24 protein-coding genes and 2 pseudogenes are annotated in these 21,144 nt (G+C 46.9%); 9 read left to right on the plus strand and 17 right to left on the minus strand.

The window, feature by feature from the left end; translation table 11 throughout:
• Positions 1–3 precede the first annotated feature (3 nt).
• The 4 genes from skT53_RS08770 to skT53_RS08785 all read right to left on the minus strand — a co-directional run bounded on the left by skT53_RS08770 (position 4) and on the right by skT53_RS08785 (position 3,348).
• Positions 4–600: a GNAT family N-acetyltransferase gene (locus tag skT53_RS08770; RefSeq protein WP_200760691.1), complete on the minus strand. Its 597-nt coding sequence runs from the start codon at positions 598–600 to the stop codon at positions 4–6.
• A 31-nt stretch (positions 601–631) separates the two neighbouring features.
• A complete protein-coding gene (gene ytvI, locus skT53_RS08775; protein ID WP_200760692.1) occupies positions 632–1,732 on the minus strand; it encodes a sporulation integral membrane protein YtvI in 1,101 nt (366 codons plus the stop codon).
• Between the two features lie 259 nt (positions 1,733–1,991).
• Entirely contained in the window at positions 1,992–2,822 is an 831-nt protein-coding gene (locus skT53_RS08780) for an inositol monophosphatase family protein (RefSeq protein WP_200760693.1), read from the minus strand.
• A 13-nt stretch (positions 2,823–2,835) separates the two neighbouring features.
• Positions 2,836–3,348, minus strand: coding sequence for a low molecular weight protein-tyrosine-phosphatase (locus skT53_RS08785; RefSeq protein ID WP_226375386.1), 513 nt, complete (start codon positions 3,346–3,348; stop codon positions 2,836–2,838).
• Positions 3,349–3,481: 133 nt separating this feature from the next.
• Between skT53_RS08785 and skT53_RS08790 the strand changes: the two genes are divergently transcribed.
• A complete protein-coding gene (locus skT53_RS08790; protein WP_200760694.1) occupies positions 3,482–4,210 on the plus strand; it encodes a peptidylprolyl isomerase in 729 nt (242 codons plus the stop codon).
• Positions 4,211–4,291: 81 nt separating this feature from the next.
• Here skT53_RS08790 and skT53_RS08795 read toward each other — a convergent pair whose 3' ends face one another.
• The 6 genes from skT53_RS08795 to skT53_RS08820 all read right to left on the minus strand — a co-directional run bounded on the left by skT53_RS08795 (position 4,292) and on the right by skT53_RS08820 (position 8,036).
• Positions 4,292–4,654: a hypothetical protein gene (locus skT53_RS08795; RefSeq protein WP_200760695.1), complete on the minus strand. Its 363-nt coding sequence runs from the start codon at positions 4,652–4,654 to the stop codon at positions 4,292–4,294.
• A 254-nt stretch (positions 4,655–4,908) separates the two neighbouring features.
• A complete protein-coding gene (locus skT53_RS08800; protein WP_200760696.1) occupies positions 4,909–5,889 on the minus strand; it encodes an electron transfer flavoprotein subunit alpha/FixB family protein in 981 nt (326 codons plus the stop codon).
• Positions 5,890–5,923: 34 nt separating this feature from the next.
• Positions 5,924–6,682, minus strand: a complete 759-nt coding sequence (locus skT53_RS08805; protein ID WP_200760697.1) for an electron transfer flavoprotein subunit beta/FixA family protein — start codon at positions 6,680–6,682, stop codon at positions 5,924–5,926.
• Between the two features lie 37 nt (positions 6,683–6,719).
• Positions 6,720–7,310: a fatty acid metabolism transcriptional regulator FadR gene (locus skT53_RS08810; RefSeq protein ID WP_318978609.1), complete on the minus strand. Its 591-nt coding sequence runs from the start codon at positions 7,308–7,310 to the stop codon at positions 6,720–6,722.
• A 187-nt stretch (positions 7,311–7,497) separates the two neighbouring features.
• Entirely contained in the window at positions 7,498–7,680 is a 183-nt protein-coding gene (locus skT53_RS08815; RefSeq protein ID WP_226375387.1) for a hypothetical protein, read from the minus strand.
• A 41-nt stretch (positions 7,681–7,721) separates the two neighbouring features.
• Complete coding sequence (locus skT53_RS08820; protein WP_200760930.1) at positions 7,722–8,036, minus strand: type I phosphomannose isomerase catalytic subunit; 315 nt, start codon at positions 8,034–8,036, stop codon at positions 7,722–7,724.
• Positions 8,037–8,516: 480 nt separating this feature from the next.
• Between skT53_RS08820 and skT53_RS08825 the strand changes: the two genes are divergently transcribed.
• The 6 genes and pseudogenes from skT53_RS08825 (at position 8,517) to skT53_RS08850 (ending at position 15,293) form a co-directional block, all read left to right on the plus strand.
• Positions 8,517–10,052, plus strand: coding sequence for an NADH dehydrogenase subunit 5 (locus skT53_RS08825; RefSeq protein WP_200760699.1), 1,536 nt, complete (start codon positions 8,517–8,519; stop codon positions 10,050–10,052).
• Positions 10,049–12,700: a DUF2309 domain-containing protein gene (locus tag skT53_RS08830; protein ID WP_200760700.1), complete on the plus strand. Its 2,652-nt coding sequence runs from the start codon at positions 10,049–10,051 to the stop codon at positions 12,698–12,700. The genes skT53_RS08825 and skT53_RS08830 overlap by 4 nt, the downstream gene beginning before the upstream one ends.
• Positions 12,701–12,883: 183 nt before the next feature.
• On the plus strand, positions 12,884–13,249 hold the full coding sequence (locus skT53_RS08835) for a Na-translocating system protein MpsC family protein (protein WP_200760931.1): 366 nt from the start codon (positions 12,884–12,886) through the stop codon (positions 13,247–13,249).
• Between the two features lie 358 nt (positions 13,250–13,607).
• Positions 13,608–13,913, plus strand: a pseudogene (locus tag skT53_RS08840) (transposase); the annotation flags it as partial.
• Positions 13,914–14,169: 256 nt separating this feature from the next.
• A complete protein-coding gene (locus tag skT53_RS08845; protein WP_200760701.1) occupies positions 14,170–14,370 on the plus strand; it encodes a carbonic anhydrase in 201 nt (66 codons plus the stop codon).
• A 236-nt stretch (positions 14,371–14,606) separates the two neighbouring features.
• Positions 14,607–15,293 (plus strand): zinc metallopeptidase, encoded by a 687-nt coding sequence (locus skT53_RS08850; protein WP_200760702.1) that lies wholly within the window; start codon positions 14,607–14,609, stop codon positions 15,291–15,293.
• Positions 15,294–15,411: 118 nt separating this feature from the next.
• On the opposite strand, the gene panD is transcribed toward skT53_RS08850, so the two are convergent.
• On the minus strand, positions 15,412–15,789 hold the full coding sequence (gene panD / locus skT53_RS08855) for an aspartate 1-decarboxylase (RefSeq protein WP_200760703.1): 378 nt from the start codon (positions 15,787–15,789) through the stop codon (positions 15,412–15,414).
• A gap of 183 nt (positions 15,790–15,972) precedes the next feature.
• Between panD and skT53_RS08860 the strand changes: the two genes are divergently transcribed.
• Together skT53_RS08860 and skT53_RS08865 are read left to right on the plus strand one after the other, a co-directional pair.
• Positions 15,973–17,214 carry a threonine synthase gene (locus skT53_RS08860; protein ID WP_200760704.1) on the plus strand — a complete coding sequence of 414 codons (1,242 nt, stop codon included), beginning with the start codon at positions 15,973–15,975 and terminating at the stop codon, positions 17,212–17,214.
• On the plus strand, positions 17,211–17,981 hold the full coding sequence (locus tag skT53_RS08865; protein ID WP_200760705.1) for a YheC/YheD family protein: 771 nt from the start codon (positions 17,211–17,213) through the stop codon (positions 17,979–17,981). The genes skT53_RS08860 and skT53_RS08865 overlap by 4 nt, the downstream gene beginning before the upstream one ends.
• 65 nt (positions 17,982–18,046) lie before the next feature.
• Here skT53_RS08865 and skT53_RS08870 read toward each other — a convergent pair whose 3' ends face one another.
• The 6 genes and pseudogenes from skT53_RS08870 to skT53_RS08895 all read right to left on the minus strand — a co-directional run bounded on the left by skT53_RS08870 (position 18,047) and on the right by skT53_RS08895 (position 20,937).
• The gene (locus skT53_RS08870) at positions 18,047–18,508 is read right to left on the minus strand and encodes a chemotaxis protein CheW (RefSeq protein ID WP_200760706.1); all 462 of its coding nucleotides are present in this window, start codon (positions 18,506–18,508) and stop codon (positions 18,047–18,049) included.
• A 141-nt stretch (positions 18,509–18,649) separates the two neighbouring features.
• A pseudogene (locus tag skT53_RS08875) lies at positions 18,650–19,009 on the minus strand (methyl-accepting chemotaxis protein); the annotation flags it as partial.
• The gene (locus tag skT53_RS19015) at positions 18,946–19,089 is read right to left on the minus strand and encodes a hypothetical protein (RefSeq protein WP_318978604.1); all 144 of its coding nucleotides are present in this window, start codon (positions 19,087–19,089) and stop codon (positions 18,946–18,948) included. The pseudogene skT53_RS08875 and the gene skT53_RS19015, both read right to left, overlap by 64 nt.
• A gap of 8 nt (positions 19,090–19,097) precedes the next feature.
• On the minus strand, positions 19,098–19,415 hold the full coding sequence (locus skT53_RS08885; protein ID WP_200760709.1) for a YolD-like family protein: 318 nt from the start codon (positions 19,413–19,415) through the stop codon (positions 19,098–19,100).
• Between the two features lie 14 nt (positions 19,416–19,429).
• Positions 19,430–20,701, minus strand: coding sequence for a DNA polymerase IV (locus skT53_RS08890; protein WP_226375388.1), 1,272 nt, complete (start codon positions 20,699–20,701; stop codon positions 19,430–19,432).
• Complete coding sequence (locus tag skT53_RS08895) at positions 20,680–20,937, minus strand: YhjD family protein (protein WP_200760710.1); 258 nt, start codon at positions 20,935–20,937, stop codon at positions 20,680–20,682. Before skT53_RS08895 ends, skT53_RS08890 begins: the two co-directional genes overlap by 22 nt.
• Positions 20,938–21,144: the final 207 nt, after the last annotated feature.

Here is a 21,144-nt window from a genome sequence, read left to right on the forward strand (position 1 = left end):
GTTTTATTTTTTATTTATCTCTATGAATTGCTGAAAGGACAGCCTGTCCACGAAAAACCACTTTCGCCCGGATTCCGATTTCCCACAGTAGGTCGCGGCCTCAAATACCATATCTGTTGCGGCGGGGTTGGCTGCGTCAACCGCCGCCCCCGTAACAGATGATGCGGCTGCCTCAACAAGATCGGTCGGCACCAATTGTTCAGGCAAGTCTTCTGCGTAGGGCAGTTTCTTCGCCGCCCTGACAGACCGCAGATTGTTTTCACTGATACACAAATAGACTTTTTTAACGGCAGGATGCTCTGCAAATATCAATTGCAAAAAGGCGTCTTTCGCCAAGCGATTGACGCCCGTTCCCCACACGGAAGGATGCAACCAGGTGCCAAGCAGGCCATAGCCCTTTTCCACATCAAGTTTGCTTAATCGGATCAGCCCGACAATCTTTTTATTTAGACAAACAAATCGCGAAATTGACCATCCGAACAGTTCTTCCGCCAAATAGCCCTGCAGGACTTGATGGTTGACCTGCAGCAGACAATCGGCCGCCTCCACCAACCGATGATCCAGATCCAACAGACAAATTCCATCACGAAATCTAGGCAAACGGCTATCCCCCTAATTCACCGACAGCTCCCTAATTAGACGGCGGATTTTTTTTGCAATCCACGCCCAGGATCGCATGAAACGCCTGTACTTTGATCAGTGATTGGAATGTCAGCAGGATAAAAGGGGCCAGCAGCAATCCGATAAATCCGGCAGCCGTATAACCTGCGTACATGACAACAATCATGGACAGAGGATCGACACCAAGCGTCCCTGCCAAGATGCGAGGTTCCAACAACTGACGGACGACCAGGACAAATCCATACAAAATCAACAGCCCTATCCCCAACTTGAAATCTCCCGAAATCAAAGAAAACAGAATCCAGGGAACGAACAATGTACCGGTTCCCAGCAGCGGTAAAATATCAAGAAAAGCGGCCAAAAGCGCCAGAGAAAACGCGTAGGGCACCCGCAAAATCAACAATCCGGCCAAAACCTGTACAGCCGTAATCGTAATCAAAATCGTCTGTCCTCGAATATAACCGCCGATGGCAGCCATCAAATCGCCATAAACAACCTGCCCTTTCTCCCTGACATCAACCGAGACAAACGTACGGAGTTTCCGCTTGAAATGAAGAAAATCTTTACTGATAAAGTAACTGATAAACAGCGATAGCAGCAGAATGACCAACAAATTCGGAATGGAACTGATTGCCTGCAGCGCCGACTGCGCAATCGATACACCGATCCGTCCCACTGATTCGCCAAGTGTCATCAGATTTTGATTGATTTTCGTTCTTAGTTCTTCGCCTAAATTGTTATTGTACAGAATAATCCAATTCATAACGTCACCGTAGAACCGATTGACCATATAATTAACCCAATCCGGAATTTGCCTGATCAGGGCCGCGAGTTCAATGACCAGTTTTGCACTGACTACGACAAGCAGTGCAAGTCCACCACCGCACACCAACAGAAGTGCGATTAGGCTTGAAATCCAGCGCGGGATACGAATGGTCCTGTGCAAAAACCGAACCAGAGGTTCGATCAGAAGGGCAACCAAAATGCCAATCAACAAAGGCAGAATAAATGGAAGAAACCACTTCAACAGTAAATAGATCAGGAACACAGCTGCCAGAAACAAAGCGAAATTGATTAATTGAATTCGGTACTTCATTATAAAATCAAGCACTGTATCCCCTCCAAAACAGGCAGATGCAAATGGGTTATCAACAATATATCAGATGGAATCTATCAATTTCCAGTCTTCACCAAATTTCAGAGATACAAACTCGTGATGCCACTTTCGCAGGTATAACTTTAGCTGGCTTGCGCCCAGGGCTTGGCGTAAGCCAAGTTTCTTTCAAGTTTTCTTTATAGTATACGAAAAAAACGGCCTGGTAGAATAAGCCTGCAACAGCGTCCCTACCAAGCCTGCCCAAAAATTTTCCCTATCGAATACCCGTCGCATCTGCCTGCTGCAAAATGTGAATCAACGGACTGTGAATTTTCCCATTGCTGGCTGCAATATGCCGCACGTGCAGCGTGTAGGGTTCACCTTCCGTATCGGTCACCATGCCGCCTGCTTCCTGTACCAGCAGACTGCCTGCCGCCAAATCCCAGGCGTTCAGGTCAATCTCCCAAAATCCGCTTAATCGCCCGGATGCCACATACGCCAGGTGCAATGCGGCAGAACCGGCCGCCCGTATGTTTCGACAGACCGGACTTAACGCGTTGATTCCTCTTAGATTGACAGCCCGTGCCCACTGTTTGTCACCTGGAAATCCAGTCGCCAACAAGCTCACATCAAGCGTTTCTTCATCAGAAACAGCAATCGGTTCACCGTTCAACGTCGCACCGCCGTTTCGTTTGGCCGAAAACATTTCATCCCGGAACGGATCATAAATCACCCCGGCGATCACTTCTTCTTTATGAACCAGAGCGATTGATACCGTGCAGACGGGAAATCCGTGCACAAAATTGGTTGTTCCATCAATCGGATCGACAATCCAGAGATATTCGGCAGATAGAGATTTCGAAAGCGCTTCCGCCGATGCTTGCGAACCGGGTGCCACACCTTCCTCGCCAAGAATTTTATGTTCCGGAAAAGCGGCCAGCAGCTCCGTACGGATCACCGCTTCCGATTGCTTGTCCACTTCTGTGACCAGATCAACATTCGACGTTTTCTCACCGACTACTGTCGCTTTTCCAATTTTATCAAGGATCAAATTTCCAGCCTCGCGGGCGGCCTGCTCCGCTACGGCGACAAACCGGTCATACATCGCTTCCAGCCTCCTAATTCTGCCTGTCGATTCGCAGTCCGTGCCGGTCTATTAGCATATGCAGCAGCTTCCGACAAGAACGCTCGATGATCATATACGTTTCTTCAAACGCGTCATCACCCAAACTCCACGGATCCGGCACATCAAAATCGGACTCTTCCGTCCGCAGCTCTGGGTCAAACTCACGCAGCAACAGCAGTTTCGCTGTTCCCTTGCCCAGCCGTTCTATGTTGCGGCGGTTCGATCGATCCATCGCAATGACATAATCAAATTCTTCCAAATCTTTACTGCTGATTTGGCGTGCCCGTTGATCGTCAATCGAATAACCCCTTCGCTGTGCCGCCCGCCGCGATCCGGGATCGGGCAGACTGCCCGTATGATACCCGGCTGTTCCGGCTGAATCGACTACAAAACGGTCTTCCAGTCCCTGCTCCCGAATCAACTGTTTAAAAATCCCTTCCCCTAACGGAGAGCGGCAGATGTTTCCTAAACAGACAAACAGAATACGTATTGGGGATTTGTTCATTATACGTTCAACTCCCAGATTATTCCAAACAAACCATTACTCTTATTATACACAACAAAACCGTCTTTTCGGAGTAATAAAGTTTGCAGTTTGCGAATTTTATGCTAATGTTCTGTACGAGGAGGTTACGTACATGAAACAAAAGACCGTATGGTTCACAACAATTTCTGCTTTACTTGGTATTACCCTGCTCGTCGGGTGCGGTACTCAAAATCAGAACACCGGGACACCTGACCAAAACAAACAGAACACATCCCAATCGGACCCAAACAACCAAACGAATACGCAGCAAGGACAAGCTCCCAACCAAACGGCGCCGACGGCTAACAAAAATAACAAGTACAAAGAAGCGCCCAAAATGACAATCGATCCAAAGAAGTCGTATACGGCTACAGTGAAGACAACAAAAGGGGATTTCCAGATCCAATTATACGCCAATGAAACACCTGTTACCGTGAACAATTTTGTGTTTTTGGCACGTGACCATTTTTATGACGGAATTCGTTTTCACCGTATTGTAAAGACCTTCATGATCCAAACAGGCGACCCTCTGGGAACCGGAACCGGCGGACCGGGTTATGAGTTCAATGATGAACTGCCGCCCAAACACCCCTACGAACCGGGTGTTGTGGCCATGGCAAACGCAGGTCCCAATACAAACGGCAGCCAGTTCTTTATCGGCACTGGCGATGATGTTAAAAGCCTGAACCAATCGCCTAATTACACCGTATTTGGAAAAGTGATCTCTGGAATGGACGTGGTACAGAAAATCGCTTCTGTTCCGGTCGGCGTGAAAAACGGAGAAATGAGCGACCCGAGAGAAGAAGTGACAATTCAATCGATCCAGATCGAAGAAAAATAACTTTCTGCAATCGAGAAGATTCTGCAACCCCAAAAACGCTGCTTTGCAACAGGGCAAAGCAGCGTTTTTTCGATTCTTACCTTAAAATAAGGAGACCGATTTTGCAAAATCGTTTTTATAATCGGTAGTTTTCCGCATGGCAGGATACCCAAAACCGTTTGAACCTTTTGAATCACCCGTTGTTTGCAGCAATTCCTTAATGTAATCTCGATTGTAATGCAGTTCATTCGAGAACAACTGGTTCACATTCGATAAGAGGAGCTTCGTTTTCACAAATTCAACCGCCATTCGGGCCATATCCACATCTTCTATGCGAGATACGGCAGGATCGTCAGCAGCGGACAAAATTCGTTTTCCCGTAGCCAGAGAAGCGAATTGCTGGTTTTGCGCAGCAAACAGTCTACTCCAATTTCTATAGAAAAAACTTCCATCTTGAATTCTCACAGGTTCCCCAACCCCCAAAATACATCCCCAAAATACTTTCCCCAAAGTACTTCTCACAAAAAAAGCTTATTAAATTCTTCCCACAATATCCTTGAATTTTCTAATAAATTCAAAAAAAAAAAAAAATGCAAGTCCCCCCCAAAACACCTCTTACAAAAATTGTAAGCCGATATCATTTACTGACGACAAATAATCTATATGAAAAAAACGACCCTACCTGGTTTGGTAGGATCGCGTTCGTACTATGAATCGGATTACTCCGCCAATACTTTCTTCAACTCTTCCGTCAGTACCGGTACAACTTCAAACAGATCGCCAACGATTCCGTAATCCGCCACTTTGAAAATCGGCGCTTCCGGATCCTTGTTGATCGCTACAATTACTTTCGAGTTGGACATACCAGCCAAGTGTTGAATTGCGCCAGAAATACCGCAAGCAATGTACAAGTCAGGTGTTACAACTTTACCGGTTTGACCAATCTGCAGCGCGTAATCGCAGTAACCGGCATCACATGCACCGCGCGAAGCCCCAACAGCCGCCCCCAATGTATCTGCCAATTCCTGCAGCGGTTTGAATCCATCCGCACTTTTTACACCGCGACCGCCGGAGACAATAATTTTGGCTTCCGAAAGGTCGACGCCACCGGTCGTTTTCTTGACCACTTCTTTAATGAAGGAACGAAGCGAGTCAGCCGGAATATCCACCGATACATTGACTACGTTCGCACTGCGTCCCGCCCCCGGCTCGGACGCCGGCAGGTTGTTCGGACGAATTGTCGCAAACACAACTCCCTCGTTAATCACATTTTTAGTAAACGCTTTACCGGCATAGATCGGACGAGTGAACACCAGTTTTCCGCCCTCGATCTGTACATCGATAATGTCGGATACTTGAGCAGCTTCCAGCCTTGCTGCCACTTTCGGCGCCAAATCACGTCCAATTGCCGAATGAGCGAGGAATACCACATCCGGGTTGGATTCTTTAATTACCGTTTCCAGCGCTTTGGCATAAGCATCGGGCACATAGTTGCCAAGCGCTTCGTTTTCCACTACAAACACTTTGTCTGCTCCGTATTGAGCCAAAGAATCAGCCGCACCGCTGACGTTTTTACCAAGCAATGCACCGTACACTTCGCCGCCTTCCGAAATCTTGCGAGCGGCGCTAAGCGCTTCAAACGTTACATTGCGGACCTTATCGTGTCTGATATCTGCAAGTACAAGTACTTTCCGTGCCATTGAGTTCGTCCCCTTTTCTCCCCGGTCGGGTTTATTAGATTACTTTATCATTCGAGCGAAGCGCTGAAATCAGTTCTTTTACGCGGTCGACAGTTTCCCCTTCAAGAATGCGTCCGCCCGTTTTTTCCTTCGGCAAGAACGTTTCTACAATTTCACTCTTGGCATTGGCGGAAACGTTGAGATCAGCAGCCGTTACCACATTCAACGGGATTTTGTTTGCTTTGCGAATTCCCAGCAAAGACGGATAACGCGGTTCATTCAGGCCTTGCTGCGCCGTGAATACGGCAGGCAAAGTGGTCTCTACAATTTCCTGATCGCCTTCCGCATCACGATGAGCGGTTACTTTGGTGCCATCGATTTCGATTTTTACTACAGTCGAGACATGCGGAATGCCAAGCAGTTCAGCCACACGAACGGCAACCTGACCGGAACCGTCATCAACTGCCTGTACACCCCCGAGAATAATGTCGTATGGCTTGGTTTTGATATATTCAGCCAGCGTTTTGGCGACTTTATATTCGTCTCCGAACAGCGCCGGATCGTTAATGTGCACGCCGTGATCAGCCCCCATCGCGAGCGCCTTCCGCAAAGCCTCTTCCGCCCGATCGGGACCGACTGTAATGACAGTCACTTCCCCGCCAAAGTTGTCGCGCATCACAAGCGCTTCTTCAATCGCATACTCATCGTACGGGTTAATAATGTACTGCACGCCGTCCTCTTTGATTTTTCCGCCGTCGAGAACAATTTTCTCTTCGGTGTCGAACGTTTGCTTCATCAGTACCAAAATGTTCATTTTGGAATCCCCTCTCTTGAAAATTAAACTGCCGACGCTACTTTTTCATCGCATGCACCAGCAGGTCCACAACCGGTTCAATCAATCCCTGCAAGTCGTACTTCGCTCCTGTCAGCACCCAGGCGGTGATCGTTTCATCCATGGTACCAAAAATCATTCTCCGCGCGATCCGATGATCGATGGTCGGGCGGAAGATGCCTTTGTCGATCCCGTCTTGAATAATATGGTCAATCAGTTGGTAATAAGGACGGATGATGTCCCCAATCTGTCGCCTCATCGCCTGGTCCGCTTGCCGCAGATGAATCTGCGTGACCGCTGCCAAACTTTTGTTATGAGCAAGCCCTTCAAAGTAAACCGTTACCAAATGATGCAGTTTGCGGATAGGGTCGGTTTCCGTTTGGAATCTGGCTTCGATTTCCGTCCGTATACGGCCAATCGCTTCACTTAATATGGATATCAGAACGTCTTCCTTATTCTTGAAGTACAGGTAAACCGTTCCGTCCGCTACACCCGCTTCCCGTGCAATTCGAGAAATTGGCGCATTGTGGTAACCAGCCTGCCCGATTACATTAATGGCCGCAGCAAGAATTGCCTCATACTTATCCGGGTCTTTTTTTTGAGCGATAATGGGTCACCCCCGGAACCAAAAATGAATGATCATTCAGTTTTTATTCTACGCATAACCATTATCCCTGTCAACCAGTATGCCAGAAAATTGGGCAAAAAACAAAACGGAAAGATTTCGGCTGCCATACCGTCACTTTCCGTTTTATTTCAATCTGTGCGGGTTTTGTTTCCGTCGCTTTTCGTATTGTTTACAAACTTGTCACAATCAAATCCAACTCGCCCGTCACCTGAAACCCGCCCAACGTTGCAGGAAGCAGACAGTGGTCACCGCTTGTGAAGCTCGATTGTCCGTTTTCCCAAAACAGCTTTCCGGATCCTTTCACTCCTGACAGCAGTAAAAACGAATCTGGCGAAACGGCGTATTCCGCCACCCCTTTCACCCGCCACCCGCACATCGAAAAATATGGGTTTTTCAAGTATCGGAAGCGTTAAACCAGGCTTCCGTTTTTCCCGAATCGGTCAGCCCGTTCTGTTTTGTGTACTCGTCGTTCGGATGCACCTGCACCGAAAGGTCCTGCCAAGGTTCGATCCATTTAACAAGCAGGGGAAACGACTGCAACGAATTGTCACCAAAAAGCTTCCTTTCCGTCTGCCAAATCTCCGGCCGCGTTTTACCGGACAGTTCCCCGTTACGTGCTGGCGTAAGCGCGTCCGGATGAAAGGAAATCGCCCAATATTCATATCCCCAGATCCGTTCTTTCCGAATCGGCTCAAAAAAAAAGCGGATACGGCCTCACCCGCAATTGCCACCCCCAAGACATAGGAATTTTCCAACCGGATCCGAACCGTCATTACTGAATTTGAATTCGGCTCTGGCAGTCCAAATTCAATGGGAGGCAAGAAATTTGTTCCAAAACGGAGGAAATTGCCAAAAAATAGGATAAAGCTATTCAAAGGCCTTGACGGAATATTTTTTAAGTGGTATGATTCCCTTAAAGTTTGTATGATCTTATCAAAAACGCAGGCTGTATTTTTTATCATGATTGTTTTAAAGAAAAGCTATTAAATGAAGAAGTTAAAACTTTACTAAAGGTAGACTGTTCAAAAAACCAATTTTGGTTAGTTGATAGTAAACCGACAATTTTTAGAATGCAATGGTTTTGAAAATGACCATTATATTCTGGATTTGTCGGTTTTTTTGTTGGAAGAATACAAATCTTATGTAACAGAAATGTTGGTTAAATCATTTCGATTGGGGGGATACTGGATGTTAGCTGTTCTGGATTTTTTGTCGCTACCGATAGCATTTTTTGTATCACTTGTGGTTTCAGCGTTCAGCGCGTTATTTATGTTACATCCACGTGTTCCTTTGAATTTTGTTCGTATTCACGTCGGCATATGTGGGTTTCCCCCATTAATTGCTCTGTTGAATCTTGTCACTAAAAAAACGAATGAGATTTTCGGTCCATGGCACCTTGATCCCTTAGCTTGGTTGACAGCGTTATTTGTTCTTACAATCGGTTTTATAGTACAGCGCTACTCCATACGTTACTTACTTGGTGATCGTAATTATCGAAAATACTTTGCGCTCTTGACACTCACTACGGGTGCTGCATCAGTTGCTTGGTTAAGTGATGACCTCCGCCTTATGTTGGTGTGTTGGGGTACTACACTTCTAGGGATGACATTGCTTATAGGGTTAAATAGAGAGTGGAAAGTGGCAAGAACTGCATCTGCACGTTCTGGTCGACTGTTTGCACTAAGTTGGCTTATTTTGTTGTTAGCCATAACCTGGCTAACGCAAGTCACCGGACACTGGCAGTTATCACTTGTGCTTTACAAAGGCAGTCTGTTGAAACTTGGTTCATGGGAGAGGACCGGCATAAATCTGCTAATGGTAGTTGCAGTGGTGATTCCAGCTGCACAGTATCCTTTCCACCGCTGGTTGTTAGACTCGGTAGTTGCTCCCACGCCCGTTTCCGCGGTGATGCACGCGGGTATAGTGAATGCTGGCGGAATTATACTGACCCGTTTCGCACCACTATTTAGTGGCGATTTTACCCAAATTTTTTTAATCGTTCTTTCTAGTTTTTCAGTCTTGCTCGGGACTGGAATTATTTTGGTCCAAGTTGACTATAAACGTCAGTTAGTTGGCTCTACGATTGCGCAGATGGGCTTCATGCTAATTCAGTGTGCATTAGGTGCTTATTTAGCAGCAATTATTCATGCCGTATTACATGGTCTGTTTAAATCCGCCCTTTTCTTACAGGCGGGCTCAGCGGTACATCACAACGAGCTAAAGACACGTACAACCCCACTACCATCATTTTTATGGAGAATTGCAGGGGGTGTTTTCGGACTATTAATGGGGGGTGGTTTTTGGTTAATTACTAATGGAAAGGGTGACGAATTAATTAGTGCATTACTCCTGGGATGGTCAATTTCATTCGCTTGGACACAGCTAGTGGCTTTGGGTTACGGGCGTATTGGGCGTATTATGGGATTTTCCCTAATAGCAGGAGCGGTAATCGTGTTCACCGCCATCCTTACCACTTTCAATGGACTGTTACATAGAACCGTTCAGCTTGGAATTCAACCACCTACATCGGTGGTCATTTTGGTTCTATCAGTCTTGTTGTCCGCTAGTGCTATAGGTGCTTGGTTAACTCGCCATCATTCTTCTACTTCCTTTGCTGTATTGTATCTTTGGCTCATACGATTGGGTGAGCCCCATCCTGATTCGGTCGAATCCCATCCAAAGTATCTGGCATTCAGTCTGTCTCAAGGAGGGAATAAACGATGAACGGAAGCTCAACATTACCCGATCAAGTAGATTTGCAAAAGGAAATTTTAATACCTGATTATCCAGATCAAAATCTTAATCTTTCCCCTGTCCCTGATATTAACGATTTGGTGAGATCCGCCAGCCGAGTCATTGCACCGCTTGGACCTATTGCCACGTTTGCGGCACGTAATCCTTGGATGGGACTTGAAGGACAATCATTTGAACAAGTTGCACGCTGGCTCAAAGATATTCGCGATGTAGATATATGTCCTAGTGCTTCTATACTGCTGGATGCGAAGAATCGAGGCGAGATTCATCAGGATTTTCTCGAAGAAAGGCTTCAACATTGGCTTGATGTACAGTCTCTTGATTTGTCACGTGACGTTGCTGAGCGATTCTGTCGGGCTGCACTTAAGCTAGATGATCTACCTCCCAATCTGTTGGCAGCACCTAAGTTAAAGGGTTTGGCAGAGAAACTGAGCGGTCTAAAATTGAAGACTATTGAGAGACATCCGATGAAAACCTTGAGTCTTCGTTTGGAACAGCAGGTTTGTGAGAGGGTGGCTCATGATCTTGATCGCCACGTAATTAAATGGTGTAAGCTGTTCTTGGATGAGTCCCAGGCAGCTTGGTCATTGCCAAATAAGGAGGAAGGTTTCTATCGTGCGTGGCGCCGGCTGGTTCAGTACGACCCAGCACTTAGTCATTCGCAACGCCGGCGATTAAAAGATTGTCCGCAAGAGGCAGATGCTGCTTTAAAAGAAGCATTGTCGGCACTTGAAATTCCAGAGTGGCAGATACAAGACTATCTTGAGGCTCATTTGCTTTCCTTGCCAGGGTGGGCAGGAATGATGCTTTGGCGATCGCAACAATCAACCCGAGAAAATTCACTTCTAACCGAATATTTGGCTGTTCGGATTTCCTTGGAGTGGGCTCTGATCAAACCTTATCTGCCCTTACCTGAGCAAAAAACCGATGATCAATCACTTCTTGTTCCACTGATTGCAGCTTGGGTTCATTGGGGTGAAATGCCAATTGAAGCTTGGTCACAGTTATCTTCTTCGGAGCAAAAGGCACGCTTGAATCTCGCCCACCGTTTTGATCATTTGCTTCGCAAGCGGCTTTGGTTGGAAGCCTGGGAGCAAACATACGAAGAAAGATTAAAAGAGATGATTACATCGAACCAGTTTAAATCAGACGAGATAAAGCCTATGTTGGCACAATTTGCCTTTTGTATTGATGTACGTTCAGAGCCCTTTCGCCGTGAGCTTGAAAAAGCAGGTCCTTTTAAGACATATGGGGTTGCCGGTTTTTTCGGATTGCCTATTGAGACATGTGAACTTGGCAGTCAACATAGCCATTCCTCCTTACCGGTTATGCTCAAACCGAAACATAAAGTAAAAGAGTTTTCTTCTGAGTTTGAATTCAAAACATATCAACAGCGTCGACAGGTGGCAAATTCACTTAATCGTACGTTTAAAACGATGAAACAAAACATGCTTACCAGCTTATTGTTGCCAGAGTTAAGTGGTCCTTGGCTTAGTCTACAAATGTTGGTACGAAGCTTTTTCCCACGTTGCGGTGGTCGTACCTTCCGACAGCTCCAACAATTATGGCTGCGTAAACCGTCTACGGAACTCTCGTTAGATCACAAGCATACGGAAGCGGAATTGCCTGTTGGTTTTTCTGAAGAAGAAAAAGTATACTATGTACGACAGGCACTGAAAATGATGGGTTTAACAAATAATTTCGCTCCATTAGTTGTGATTTGTGGGCATGGAAGTCACAGCACTAACAATCCCTATTCCGCTGCTTTAGACTGTGGAGCTTGCGGAGGGGCTTCGGGTGGTTTTAATGCGCGGGTTCTAGCAGCTTTGTGTAACCTTCCAAAAGTAAGGAAGAACTTGGCAAATGAAGGGATTTCAATCCCAGAAGATACGGTTTTTACGGCTGCAGAGCATATAACGACGCTTAATCAATTACGTTGGCTGTATGTTCCCAAACTTTCAGAAACAGCACAAGAAGCATTTGAACAAATCTGTGCCACATTGCCAAATGTTAGTGATTGTGTAAATAAAGAGCAATTAGCGCGATTACCTAATCTCAGCTCTCGTTCAAAAAACCCGAAGACTGATATGCAACGTTTTGCGGAAGATTGGAGTGAGGTACGCCCGGAATGGGGGCTAGCGCGTAACGCCGCATTTATCATTGGTGACCGTTTGCTTACTCAGGGGTGCAATTTGGATGGAAGAGTTTTTTTACACAATTATGATTGGAAGAAGGATCAAGATGGTATTCTGCTTTCTAACATTATCGCTGGTCCAGCGACGGTGGCTCAATGGATAAACCTACAGTATTACGCATCAACCGTCGCACCTCATTATTATGGCAGCGGTAATAAAGCTACCCAAACAGTCACTGCAGGTCTTGGTGTAATGCAGGGGAACGCAAGTGATTTGTTAACTGGGCTTCCCTGGCAGTCCGTAATGAAATCGGATCAAGAGGTTTATCATGCTCCTCTGCGGTTGCTGGTGCTCATCCAAGCACCAAGAGAGTATGTGGAACGATTGTTAGCTCACGATTCCGCGTTCCACCAAAAAGTTCATAACGGTTGGATTCGGCTTGCGACCATTGATCCAGAAGGATACTGGGAGAGTTGGTCATAAATACACATACGTGATGTGTGCACGATGCGCTAGCCAGGTTTAGACCGAAACGATTCGTTCGATCCCTCGTCTTCTTGAATAGATTATTTACACATGTAGAAAAACTGTTTTTCGGTAAGTATGGAAGATAATGTTTATCCTAAATAATTTGAAATTAAACTTCTAAAAAGGAAAAAAATCATGATGAATAAATCAAAGGGGACTATTGAATCTGAAATAAGTAAAGCTTTAACTCATTGGGAGAAAGATTATCTTGGCCGTGGCTCTTTAATAGTTAAATCAGACATTTTACGGGATATGATTATCGTTACCTTACGTGGTATTTTAACACCTGCTGAATATTCACTTTGTAAAGAAAAAGAAGGATTGTTGTCAATAAAAAGGATTCGAACAAGTTTGGTGGAATCAGGTATAGAACATCTAAAGGAAATTATTTTAAACATAACTGGCGAAGAAGTCGTGAGTTTTCACACCGATCTTAGTACACGTACCGGAGAGCGGATTATAGTCTTTAGGATGTCAAGTGATTTATCACGCAAGTTTTCATAATTATGGGACGTCTTTAAAACATGATTTTACTGTTTAAATAATTATTTGTAATCGGAATGGATCACAAATTGGTGTTACAACCATTCGTCATCATCCGTTGATGCCATCTGATGTTAGGGTCCTAAGAAACCATTAATGTTGAGCTAAAAACGCCATGAATTTATCTCCGAATTCCCCCAAAAGATCAATGTTGTACATACATTGATCCAGCCTGTAGACAAAGTTCCGCAAGGAACAAGGTCTACAGGCTTTTTTGTTGAATTGATCAGTAAGCCATTTCTTGGGGGGAGTAGTATGTTAAGTAAAAATCGCGAAGAAGGACGTCATCAGGTATCCTTTTTCTCTTTAGACCAACTAGTTCCTAAAGAACGTCTTGAGCCAGGTGCCAAAATCGTCTCAAGCCATGGTATCGTCGATTGTACGAACCATATTCGCTCAACCTACACAAGAGACGACGAAAGAGCAGCTTGCTGTTGTGGTAGAGCAACTGAAGAATCGTTTTCCCAAAGCGATGGAGATCCTGCAGCGTGCCGAGGAGGATGTACTGGCTTATATAGCGTTTCCGAAGGAGCACTGGCGCCAAATTTGCTCAACGAATCCATTGGAGCGTCTCAACCGTGAAATTCGACGCCGCATGGTAATTTTGACCTGCATGGATACACGACTGGTCGAATTGTTGAAAAAGCAATGGGAATCTCGCAGGGAGAAGCAAAAAACATCCGTGTGGCAGGCGCCCAGGTTCATCATCCGTCTGGTTCGGTTATGTACTCTATTTTGATCGCGGTTCATATGTTGGAAGCAGATGAGGTTAGTGGTTGTCGCACATCATGATTGCGGCATGCAGAGCGTGGAAAAAGACCTGTTTGTAAAAAAATTATTAGACCGGGGCATTTCCGCCCAAACGATCGAGATGATGGAATATGCAGGGGATCGATCTGAAGGAATGGCTGCACAAATTCGACAATGTGTACGACAGTGTTAAAAACACCGTTCATAACATCAGAAACCATCCATTTCTTGCAGAAGTAGGCATCCCTGTGCACGGACTTGTGATCGATCCGCAGACAGGAAAACTGGAACTGGTAGTCAATGGATACCAAGCGGCGGAGGCGGAAGCATAAAACCATTGCCAAGCCAAACATGTCATGCTATAATGACCCCATCAGGTAAGTATCCAATATTAAGTTATTCCAAGGGGAGTAGCTAACCGGATCAGGTCCGGTCGATATATCGTCATTACGGCAGTTTTTCTGCCCGGTATGTCGGACCCGTTACTATGGGTAAGCAAGACCTTCATGCACATGCTGCGTGAAGGTCTTTTTTAATACTCACTCAAATCTTTAAAGGAGGATTTTACATGATGGGATTTCTGTACCTCTTAACCTTGCTTGCATTTGGACTTTCCATTTGGGCGCAATTTAAGGTCAAGGGAAACTTTAATCGATGGTCAGAAGTGCCCGCTTCGTCCGGTATGACGGGCGCGCAAGCAGCCCGCACGCTGCTTGACCGGCAAGGACTTTACGATGTGCCGGTAGAACCAATTGCCGGGCGGCTGACCGACCATTACGACCCGATTTCCCGTGTCGTTCGCTTGTCAGAGCCGGTTTATTACGGAACGTCAATCGCTGCTCTATCCGTTGCCTGCCACGAGGTGGGGCACTCCATCCAGCATAAGGTTCACTATCCGATGCTGGTGCTGAGACATCGGATGTTTCCGGTCGTCAATTTTGCTTCCGGGGTAGCACCGTTTCTGCTGATGGGCGGTTTCCTGTTACATGCTCTGAACCTGATTGGATTAGGCATTATTCTGTTCTCGGCCGCGGTTGCCTTCCAATTGGTTACCCTTCCGGTCGAGTTCAACGCAAGCTCCCGCGCCAAACGGCTGATGGTCGCGGAAGGATTTATCGGCAACGCGGAAGAACGCGGCGTTAACAAAGTGCTTGGTGCAGCTGCGCTTACCTATGTAGCAGCCGCACTGGTGTCCGTATTTGAATTGATCCGATACATTTGGATGTTCACCGCTTCTTCTCAGAGCGAAGAATAAAGTCTGCAAAAAGGCCATTCTTTTGGCGCTGTCCAGAAACCGGCATCCCGCTGTGTTCCTGGATATTTGCCGGCAAGAATGGCCTTTTTTACTTTTCCTCGTAAATTCATGCCGGGCCTTACCATTCGTTTACATCATGTTCCTCGATCCGGATCACCGCATTGTTTTCATCAACAAATACCACTCTTGGCTTCAGAGAAGAAATCTCTTCTTCTTCATAAATTCCCAAACTCAGAATAATTACAATATCACCCGGCTGAAACAACAGGGCAGGCGGTCCATTCAAGCAAATTTTCCCGGAACCGGGCGGTGCAGGCAGCGCATATGTTTTCCAGCGGGTTGCATTACGAAGACTGGTGATCTGTACTTGCTCGTAAGGACGGATGTTGGCTTCCTCCATCAAAGTCCGATCTACTGTAATGCTTCCTACATAGTTGAGATCCGCTTCCGTCACGGTGGCTCGGTGAATTTTCCCCTTGCACATCACTCTTTTCATGTCCACTTCTTCCTCTCCGTTGACGATTTCTCTCCATCCTATTCCAGCCAAAGTAATTTGCCCATTGGCATCCACCCATTTTTTCCGAATTGAGGGAACAGGCGGGCAGTACGCCGTGCCATATTTTAATGGTTTGATATACCTTATAAAGAATTTTCGAAGATAGATTTTGGGGGGAGAGCGGTGACGAAATGCTGGTTAACATGCGCACGTTGCGGGAAGCAAAAACCGCTTGCTTCACTCACCGGAACTTGTGAATGCAGTGGAGTTTTATTAGTTGAATACGATCTTGAACTGGCATCGAAAACCTTTACGAAGGAGGGGATTCTCCAACGACCTTCCACCATGTGGAGATATAGCGATATGCTGCCTGTGCAGCAGACCAGATCGATCGTATCGTTGGGGGAAGGATGGACTCCTTTGATTCGAATCAATCAAGAACAGCAGATCCTCCCTGTGAAGGAATTGTGGGTAAAACGTGAGGAGCAGAACCCAACGGCCAGTTTTAAAGCACGCGGATTTTCTACCGCGATTTCACTTCTGAACGAACATGGAGTAAAAAAAGTGGCAGTTCCCTCGAACGGAAATGCTGCCTCTGCGTTGGCTGCCTATGCGGCTCACGCCGGTATGCAATCGTATGTGTTTGTACCGCAAGATTGTCCGGAAATGATTATCGACGAATGCCTTTATTATGGAGCCCACACGTACAAGGTAGACGGATACATTCATGATGCAGCCCGTATTATCCAGGATGGCAGTGTGGAACAAGGCTGGTTCAATGTAGGAACATTGCGGGAACCCGGCCGCGTGGAAGGCAAGAAAACGATGGGATTCGAATTGGCCGAACAGATGAACTGGATTTTGCCGGATGTGATTGTCTACCCAACAGGCGGAGGCTCTGGCATTATCGGCTTGTGGAAGGCGTTTCACGAATTGAAATCGCTGGGGATGCTTTCGGGCGATTTGCCCCGTTTCGTTAGTGTCCAAGAGGCGGGATGCCAACCGATTGTCGATGCCATACGGTCCCAAACGAATTATAAACCGTTTCCGCCGGAAAAGGTGACGGCCAGTCCGACCGGTATGCGTGTGCCAGAACCTCCCGCCGGCTCGCTTATCGTATCGATTTTACGCGAGACAGATGGAACGGCCGTAGCGGTCGACCGGGATGAAATTCGTGCTGCCCAGATAGCCATGGGAGCGCAGGGAATTTCCGCCTCACCGGAGGGATCTGCCACGTTGGCAGGCACTATCCGGTTAATTGAATCCGGTTGGATCGGACGAAACGAACGAGTAGTGCTATTTAATACTTCACATGCAATCAAGTATTGGCCTTATACATCCTCTTCCTCTGTACCGATCGTGAAAAATTACGAGGAATGGGTTCGCCTGACGAGTCCCCAACTAAAGGAAGGTGCCATGAAATGACACAAACCCGCAAACCGGAAATGGGAAAATGGGGACTCTACAAGTTTTTCAAGGCGGATACCGCTGTCAGCCGATACTTGCCACCAACAGCCGTTTTAAACTGCTCCACTCTGCAATCGTTTCTCTCGAATCATTCTGCTGTGTACATCAAACCGGCCAACGGATCGACCGGACGTGGCGTCATCAAGGTTTGGAAACACAACGGCCGTTACGCCTATGTAAAAGAAAAGGGAACACAATTGCAGTTTTCCGATCTCGACTCCCTATACCGTAAGCTGAGAGCGGAACAGGCTGTCACCAAAGCCATTTACATTATTCAACGAGCCATCCCACTGGCGCAGATTAAGGGCCGTCCATTTGATGTCCGGCTAATGATGATGCGAAATGAGTCCGGTCATTGGGAATATGTCGGAATGGCGGCAAAAGTGGCCGGACCTAAAAGTATCATAACCAATGTGGTGCGTAGTAAAGGGTATATTCTATCGGTCGACGATGCTCTGAAACAGTCTCTCGGACTCAGTTCAACGGAAATTGATAACATCAAACGACAAATGATCCATCTCGGTTACAAAACGTGCCACAGGTTTGATTCGTATAAACGGTACTGGCAGATCGGACTCGATCTGGCTGTTGACCAGAACAGAAAGGTTTGGATCATTGAGCAGAATACGGGTCCTGCTCACTTCCTGTTCGCCAAACTTAAAAATCCGACCGCCTTCCGGCGTATCAAACAATTAGCCGCATTCCGCCGTCGGAAAACACATTAACGAAAAATCTCTGTACAGCACAAACCCGGTCTGTCCTCCTGACCGGGTTTTACTCAAACGATACCTTATGCCGTTTCCATGTTGTCAAAAATCGATACATCCAATTGTTTGATCAGATTCGGCACATTGAGTACCAGTATTAAACGGCCGTCCAAATTGACCACTTGATTCACTTCCCGCGCACCTTGCTGCATTTCAACTGCCTGCAGGGTTTCTTTTGCGATGTCCAGTACATCGGTTGCCGCGTCGACGATCAGCCCCAACTTCTGCCCGTTTGACTCCGTCACCACGATCCGCTTATGATCCTGGTCCACATCGCCCGCCTTGCCAAATCCCAACCAAACTCGTAAATTCATCACAGGAACAACCGAGCCGCGCAATTCCATAATACCTGCCATGTATTCTTCCGTATGCGGCATGGAGCGGATATTTTGCAGCCGTTCGATCGACAGCACATGGCTGACATCCAGCGCATATTCCTCCTGCCCAATTTTGCAGATAATCGCTTTTGTCGTTTCAATCGCCATTTGAAAACCTCCCATTCTTTTCCGTTATACTTTAAATTTCGTCAACAAGGCCTGCATCTCCTCTGCCAGGTTGGAGAGCGATTGAGCAGAAGACGCCACTTCTTCTAACGTAGCCAGCGATTCCTGACTGGCTGCTGATGTCTACTGGCTGGCAGTTGCTCCTTCTTCTGCCGCTTTGCTAACCATTTCGATAGCACCTACGATTTGTTGGCTGCCAGCCGACATCTGCTGAACGGCAGCGGACACTTCCTGTACCTCACTTGTCACATGCGAAACCGCATCTTCAATCACGCGAAATGCTTCGTTCACCTTTTGTGTCTTCGTTACCCCGTCCGCCACTGCATTTTCTGTTTCTTTTCGGATTTCTCCGATCAATCCGGCAATCTGTTGTGCCGAACCGGCTGATTGTTCAGCTAATTTACGCACTTCATCCGCTACTACCGCAAATCCGCGTCCCATTTCGCCCGCTCTGGCCGCTTCAATCGCTGCATTGAGAGCCAGATGTTGGTTTGGCTCGCAATCTCTCTCTGTTGTAACAGTTCAATGACAAACGTGTAACAAATTTGTAACAGTTTCATCAATATGTAACCTACTTCTCCATCCGGATCACTTTTTCCAGAGGGATCTGGCGAATTCCGTCAGCCGTCTGCAGCTTCAAATGGCCATTTTTCACAACAGGAATTCCCTCCCAAATCACATCTTCATGCGGTTCGAACAATGTAATTCGGATAGGCTGTTTCTGATGCAAAGCTTCATCCAGGATGTAGGCCATTTCATTCCATGCATCCTGCGAAATGATCGGCAACCTGCGTCGTGTTGATTCCCTTCTTGAACGTTCCATCAATTCGCGATCTTCCGGCAACATTAACCGCATCGCTTCAAAAATATTGCCGTCCACAATTCGCATGCTGTTCCCTCCACTTACATATAATGCCCGCCAATCTTTTTGCTCCGCTCTTTGAATTGACCGGCTTTCCCAAGACTGACCGCTCGCATAATGCTAATCTCTCCGTATTTTGTCCGGATGTCATCCACCGCTCGCGATAGCCGGTTTTGCTTGACAGCATCGTTAAACAACGATAGCTGCAAGGCATTTGTATTCTGCAGCAGATCAAGCGAAACACTGACCGCTCTCACGCCATCCCCCATCCACCAACGATCCAGCAGTTGCAGCAAAACCGGGTACCATTCATTTGCTTCATCCGAATAAAAATCAACTGTTTTTGCTTTATAAAATCCGCCTTGCAGCCCCTCATAAGTCAATCCAAGCCCCACACGCCTGCCTTTCTGGCCTTCCGATCGTGCCCGGCGGCAGACTTCATCGAGCAATTCCAAAATCACAACGGCAATCTCTTCACGCTTATAAAAATCTCGCGGCAAGGTCGTCCGGTGCGAAATCCCTTTATGCGGTTTCTCGCAAGAATGGGGATTTATTTGCGAATCATCCTCCCCCCGACTCCAGCGATGAATAATCGTCCCCCACACGCCAAATCTGTCGACCAGTTTGCTTTCCGGTATCTCCGCCACATCGCCGATCGTTCGGGCTGCAAACTCCTCGTGTAAAATCTTCGCACGGCGCTTCAATCCCCACATATCAAATACGGATAAACGGTGCAGTTGTGTCGGCACATCCTGTTCCGTCCACCAGACGATGCGGTCCGGGTGCTTCTTGGCTTGTTTATTCGCCATTTTGGCCATCCATTTATTGGGCCCTAAACCGATTCGGCAGCGGATTCGGAACAGGTCCCAAACGGTTTGTTTCAGTTCCCGAACGGCTGCAATCGGATCGGAAAACAAATGAGACGGATAAGGGAACGCAAAAAAAGACTCGTCTACACTAAACGGTTCATGCAGCGGAAACAGATGCTCGATCATTCTCCGAATGCGCACGCTTGTCTCCAGATAAAATTCCATGCGCGGTTTAACGACAATCGCTTCCGGACAACGTTGCAATGCTTCCCCCAATCGCATCGCGTTGTCAACACCTGACCGCTTGGCTGCAGGCGTAGCCGCTAAAATAATTCCCGATCTGCGAGCCGGATCACCTGATACCAAAAGCGGCGGATCTGTAAAGTCATCATCCTCACGACGCTTCCACGCGAATTCAGGCCGCGACGCCGCTTCACACGATGCATAGAAACTTTGCATATCAACCAGTCCGTATACCCATTTCATTCCTTTTCGCCTGTCCATTGCCGAATTTTCCCCTGCACCTCCGCATCCAGCATCGCCCTCATAAATACGGCTTCCCGAACGCGTTCACCGGACCGGTACTGAATCCATATATCAGACGCCTGATTGCTCCGATCCAATATCGAAATGTTTTGTTGCTGCAACTGTTGTTTCAACTTTCGCATCTGTTGCAAAAGATGTTCTTCGAATATTTCAAGCTCTAGCAGTTTCCGAATCAAAGCGGTCGGTCGTTCCATGATTTCCCCCAAAATGCGAATATATGTTCCTGTTTAGATATTATAGTATTCGTTCGGCATAATATGCAAACAAATGTTCCCGTATTAATTTCTGTCCTTCATTTCCCAGTGACACTCGACAGGTGCTTTTGCACTGGCATTGGCGGTTTTGTGGCAGAATCGAAAGTTTGGATATGGTATATTGGTGATGGCCGAGGCAAGAAGGTC

This window comes from Effusibacillus dendaii (assembly GCF_015097055.1).
Classification (GTDB): domain Bacteria; phylum Bacillota; class Bacilli; order Tumebacillales; family Effusibacillaceae; genus Effusibacillus; species Effusibacillus dendaii.

What these genes read in the sequence shown, in the direction of transcription:
- skT53_RS08865 (WP_200760705.1), top strand. Translation starts at nt 17,211, where the DNA reads ATGACACAAACCCGCAAACCGGAAATGGGAAAATGGGGACTCTACAAG.
- skT53_RS08780 (WP_200760693.1), bottom strand. Translation starts at nt 2,822, where the DNA reads ATGTATGACCGGTTTGTCGCCGTAGCGGAGCAGGCCGCCCGCGAGGCT.
- skT53_RS08870 (WP_200760706.1), bottom strand. Translation starts at nt 18,508, where the DNA reads ATGGCGATTGAAACGACAAAAGCGATTATCTGCAAAATTGGGCAGGAG.
- skT53_RS08850 (WP_200760702.1), top strand. Translation starts at nt 14,607, where the DNA reads ATGATGGGATTTCTGTACCTCTTAACCTTGCTTGCATTTGGACTTTCC.
- skT53_RS08825 (WP_200760699.1), top strand. Translation starts at nt 8,517, where the DNA reads ATGTTAGCTGTTCTGGATTTTTTGTCGCTACCGATAGCATTTTTTGTA.
- skT53_RS08895 (WP_200760710.1), bottom strand. Translation starts at nt 20,937, where the DNA reads ATGGAACGACCGACCGCTTTGATTCGGAAACTGCTAGAGCTTGAAATA.
- skT53_RS08790 (WP_200760694.1), top strand. Translation starts at nt 3,482, where the DNA reads ATGAAACAAAAGACCGTATGGTTCACAACAATTTCTGCTTTACTTGGT.
- skT53_RS08890 (WP_226375388.1), bottom strand. Translation starts at nt 20,701, where the DNA reads ATGGACAGGCGAAAAGGAATGAAATGGGTATACGGACTGGTTGATATG.
- skT53_RS08835 (WP_200760931.1), top strand. Translation starts at nt 12,884, where the DNA reads ATGAATAAATCAAAGGGGACTATTGAATCTGAAATAAGTAAAGCTTTA.
- panD (WP_200760703.1), bottom strand. Translation starts at nt 15,789, where the DNA reads ATGAAAAGAGTGATGTGCAAGGGGAAAATTCACCGAGCCACCGTGACG.
- skT53_RS08885 (WP_200760709.1), bottom strand. Translation starts at nt 19,415, where the DNA reads ATGCGAATTGTGGACGGCAATATTTTTGAAGCGATGCGGTTAATGTTG.
- skT53_RS08800 (WP_200760696.1), bottom strand. Translation starts at nt 5,889, where the DNA reads ATGGCACGGAAAGTACTTGTACTTGCAGATATCAGACACGATAAGGTC.
- skT53_RS08785 (WP_226375386.1), bottom strand. Translation starts at nt 3,348, where the DNA reads ATGAACAAATCCCCAATACGTATTCTGTTTGTCTGTTTAGGAAACATC.
- skT53_RS08845 (WP_200760701.1), top strand. Translation starts at nt 14,170, where the DNA reads ATGCAGGGGATCGATCTGAAGGAATGGCTGCACAAATTCGACAATGTG.
- skT53_RS08805 (WP_200760697.1), bottom strand. Translation starts at nt 6,682, where the DNA reads ATGAACATTTTGGTACTGATGAAGCAAACGTTCGACACCGAAGAGAAA.
- skT53_RS08830 (WP_200760700.1), top strand. Translation starts at nt 10,049, where the DNA reads ATGAACGGAAGCTCAACATTACCCGATCAAGTAGATTTGCAAAAGGAA.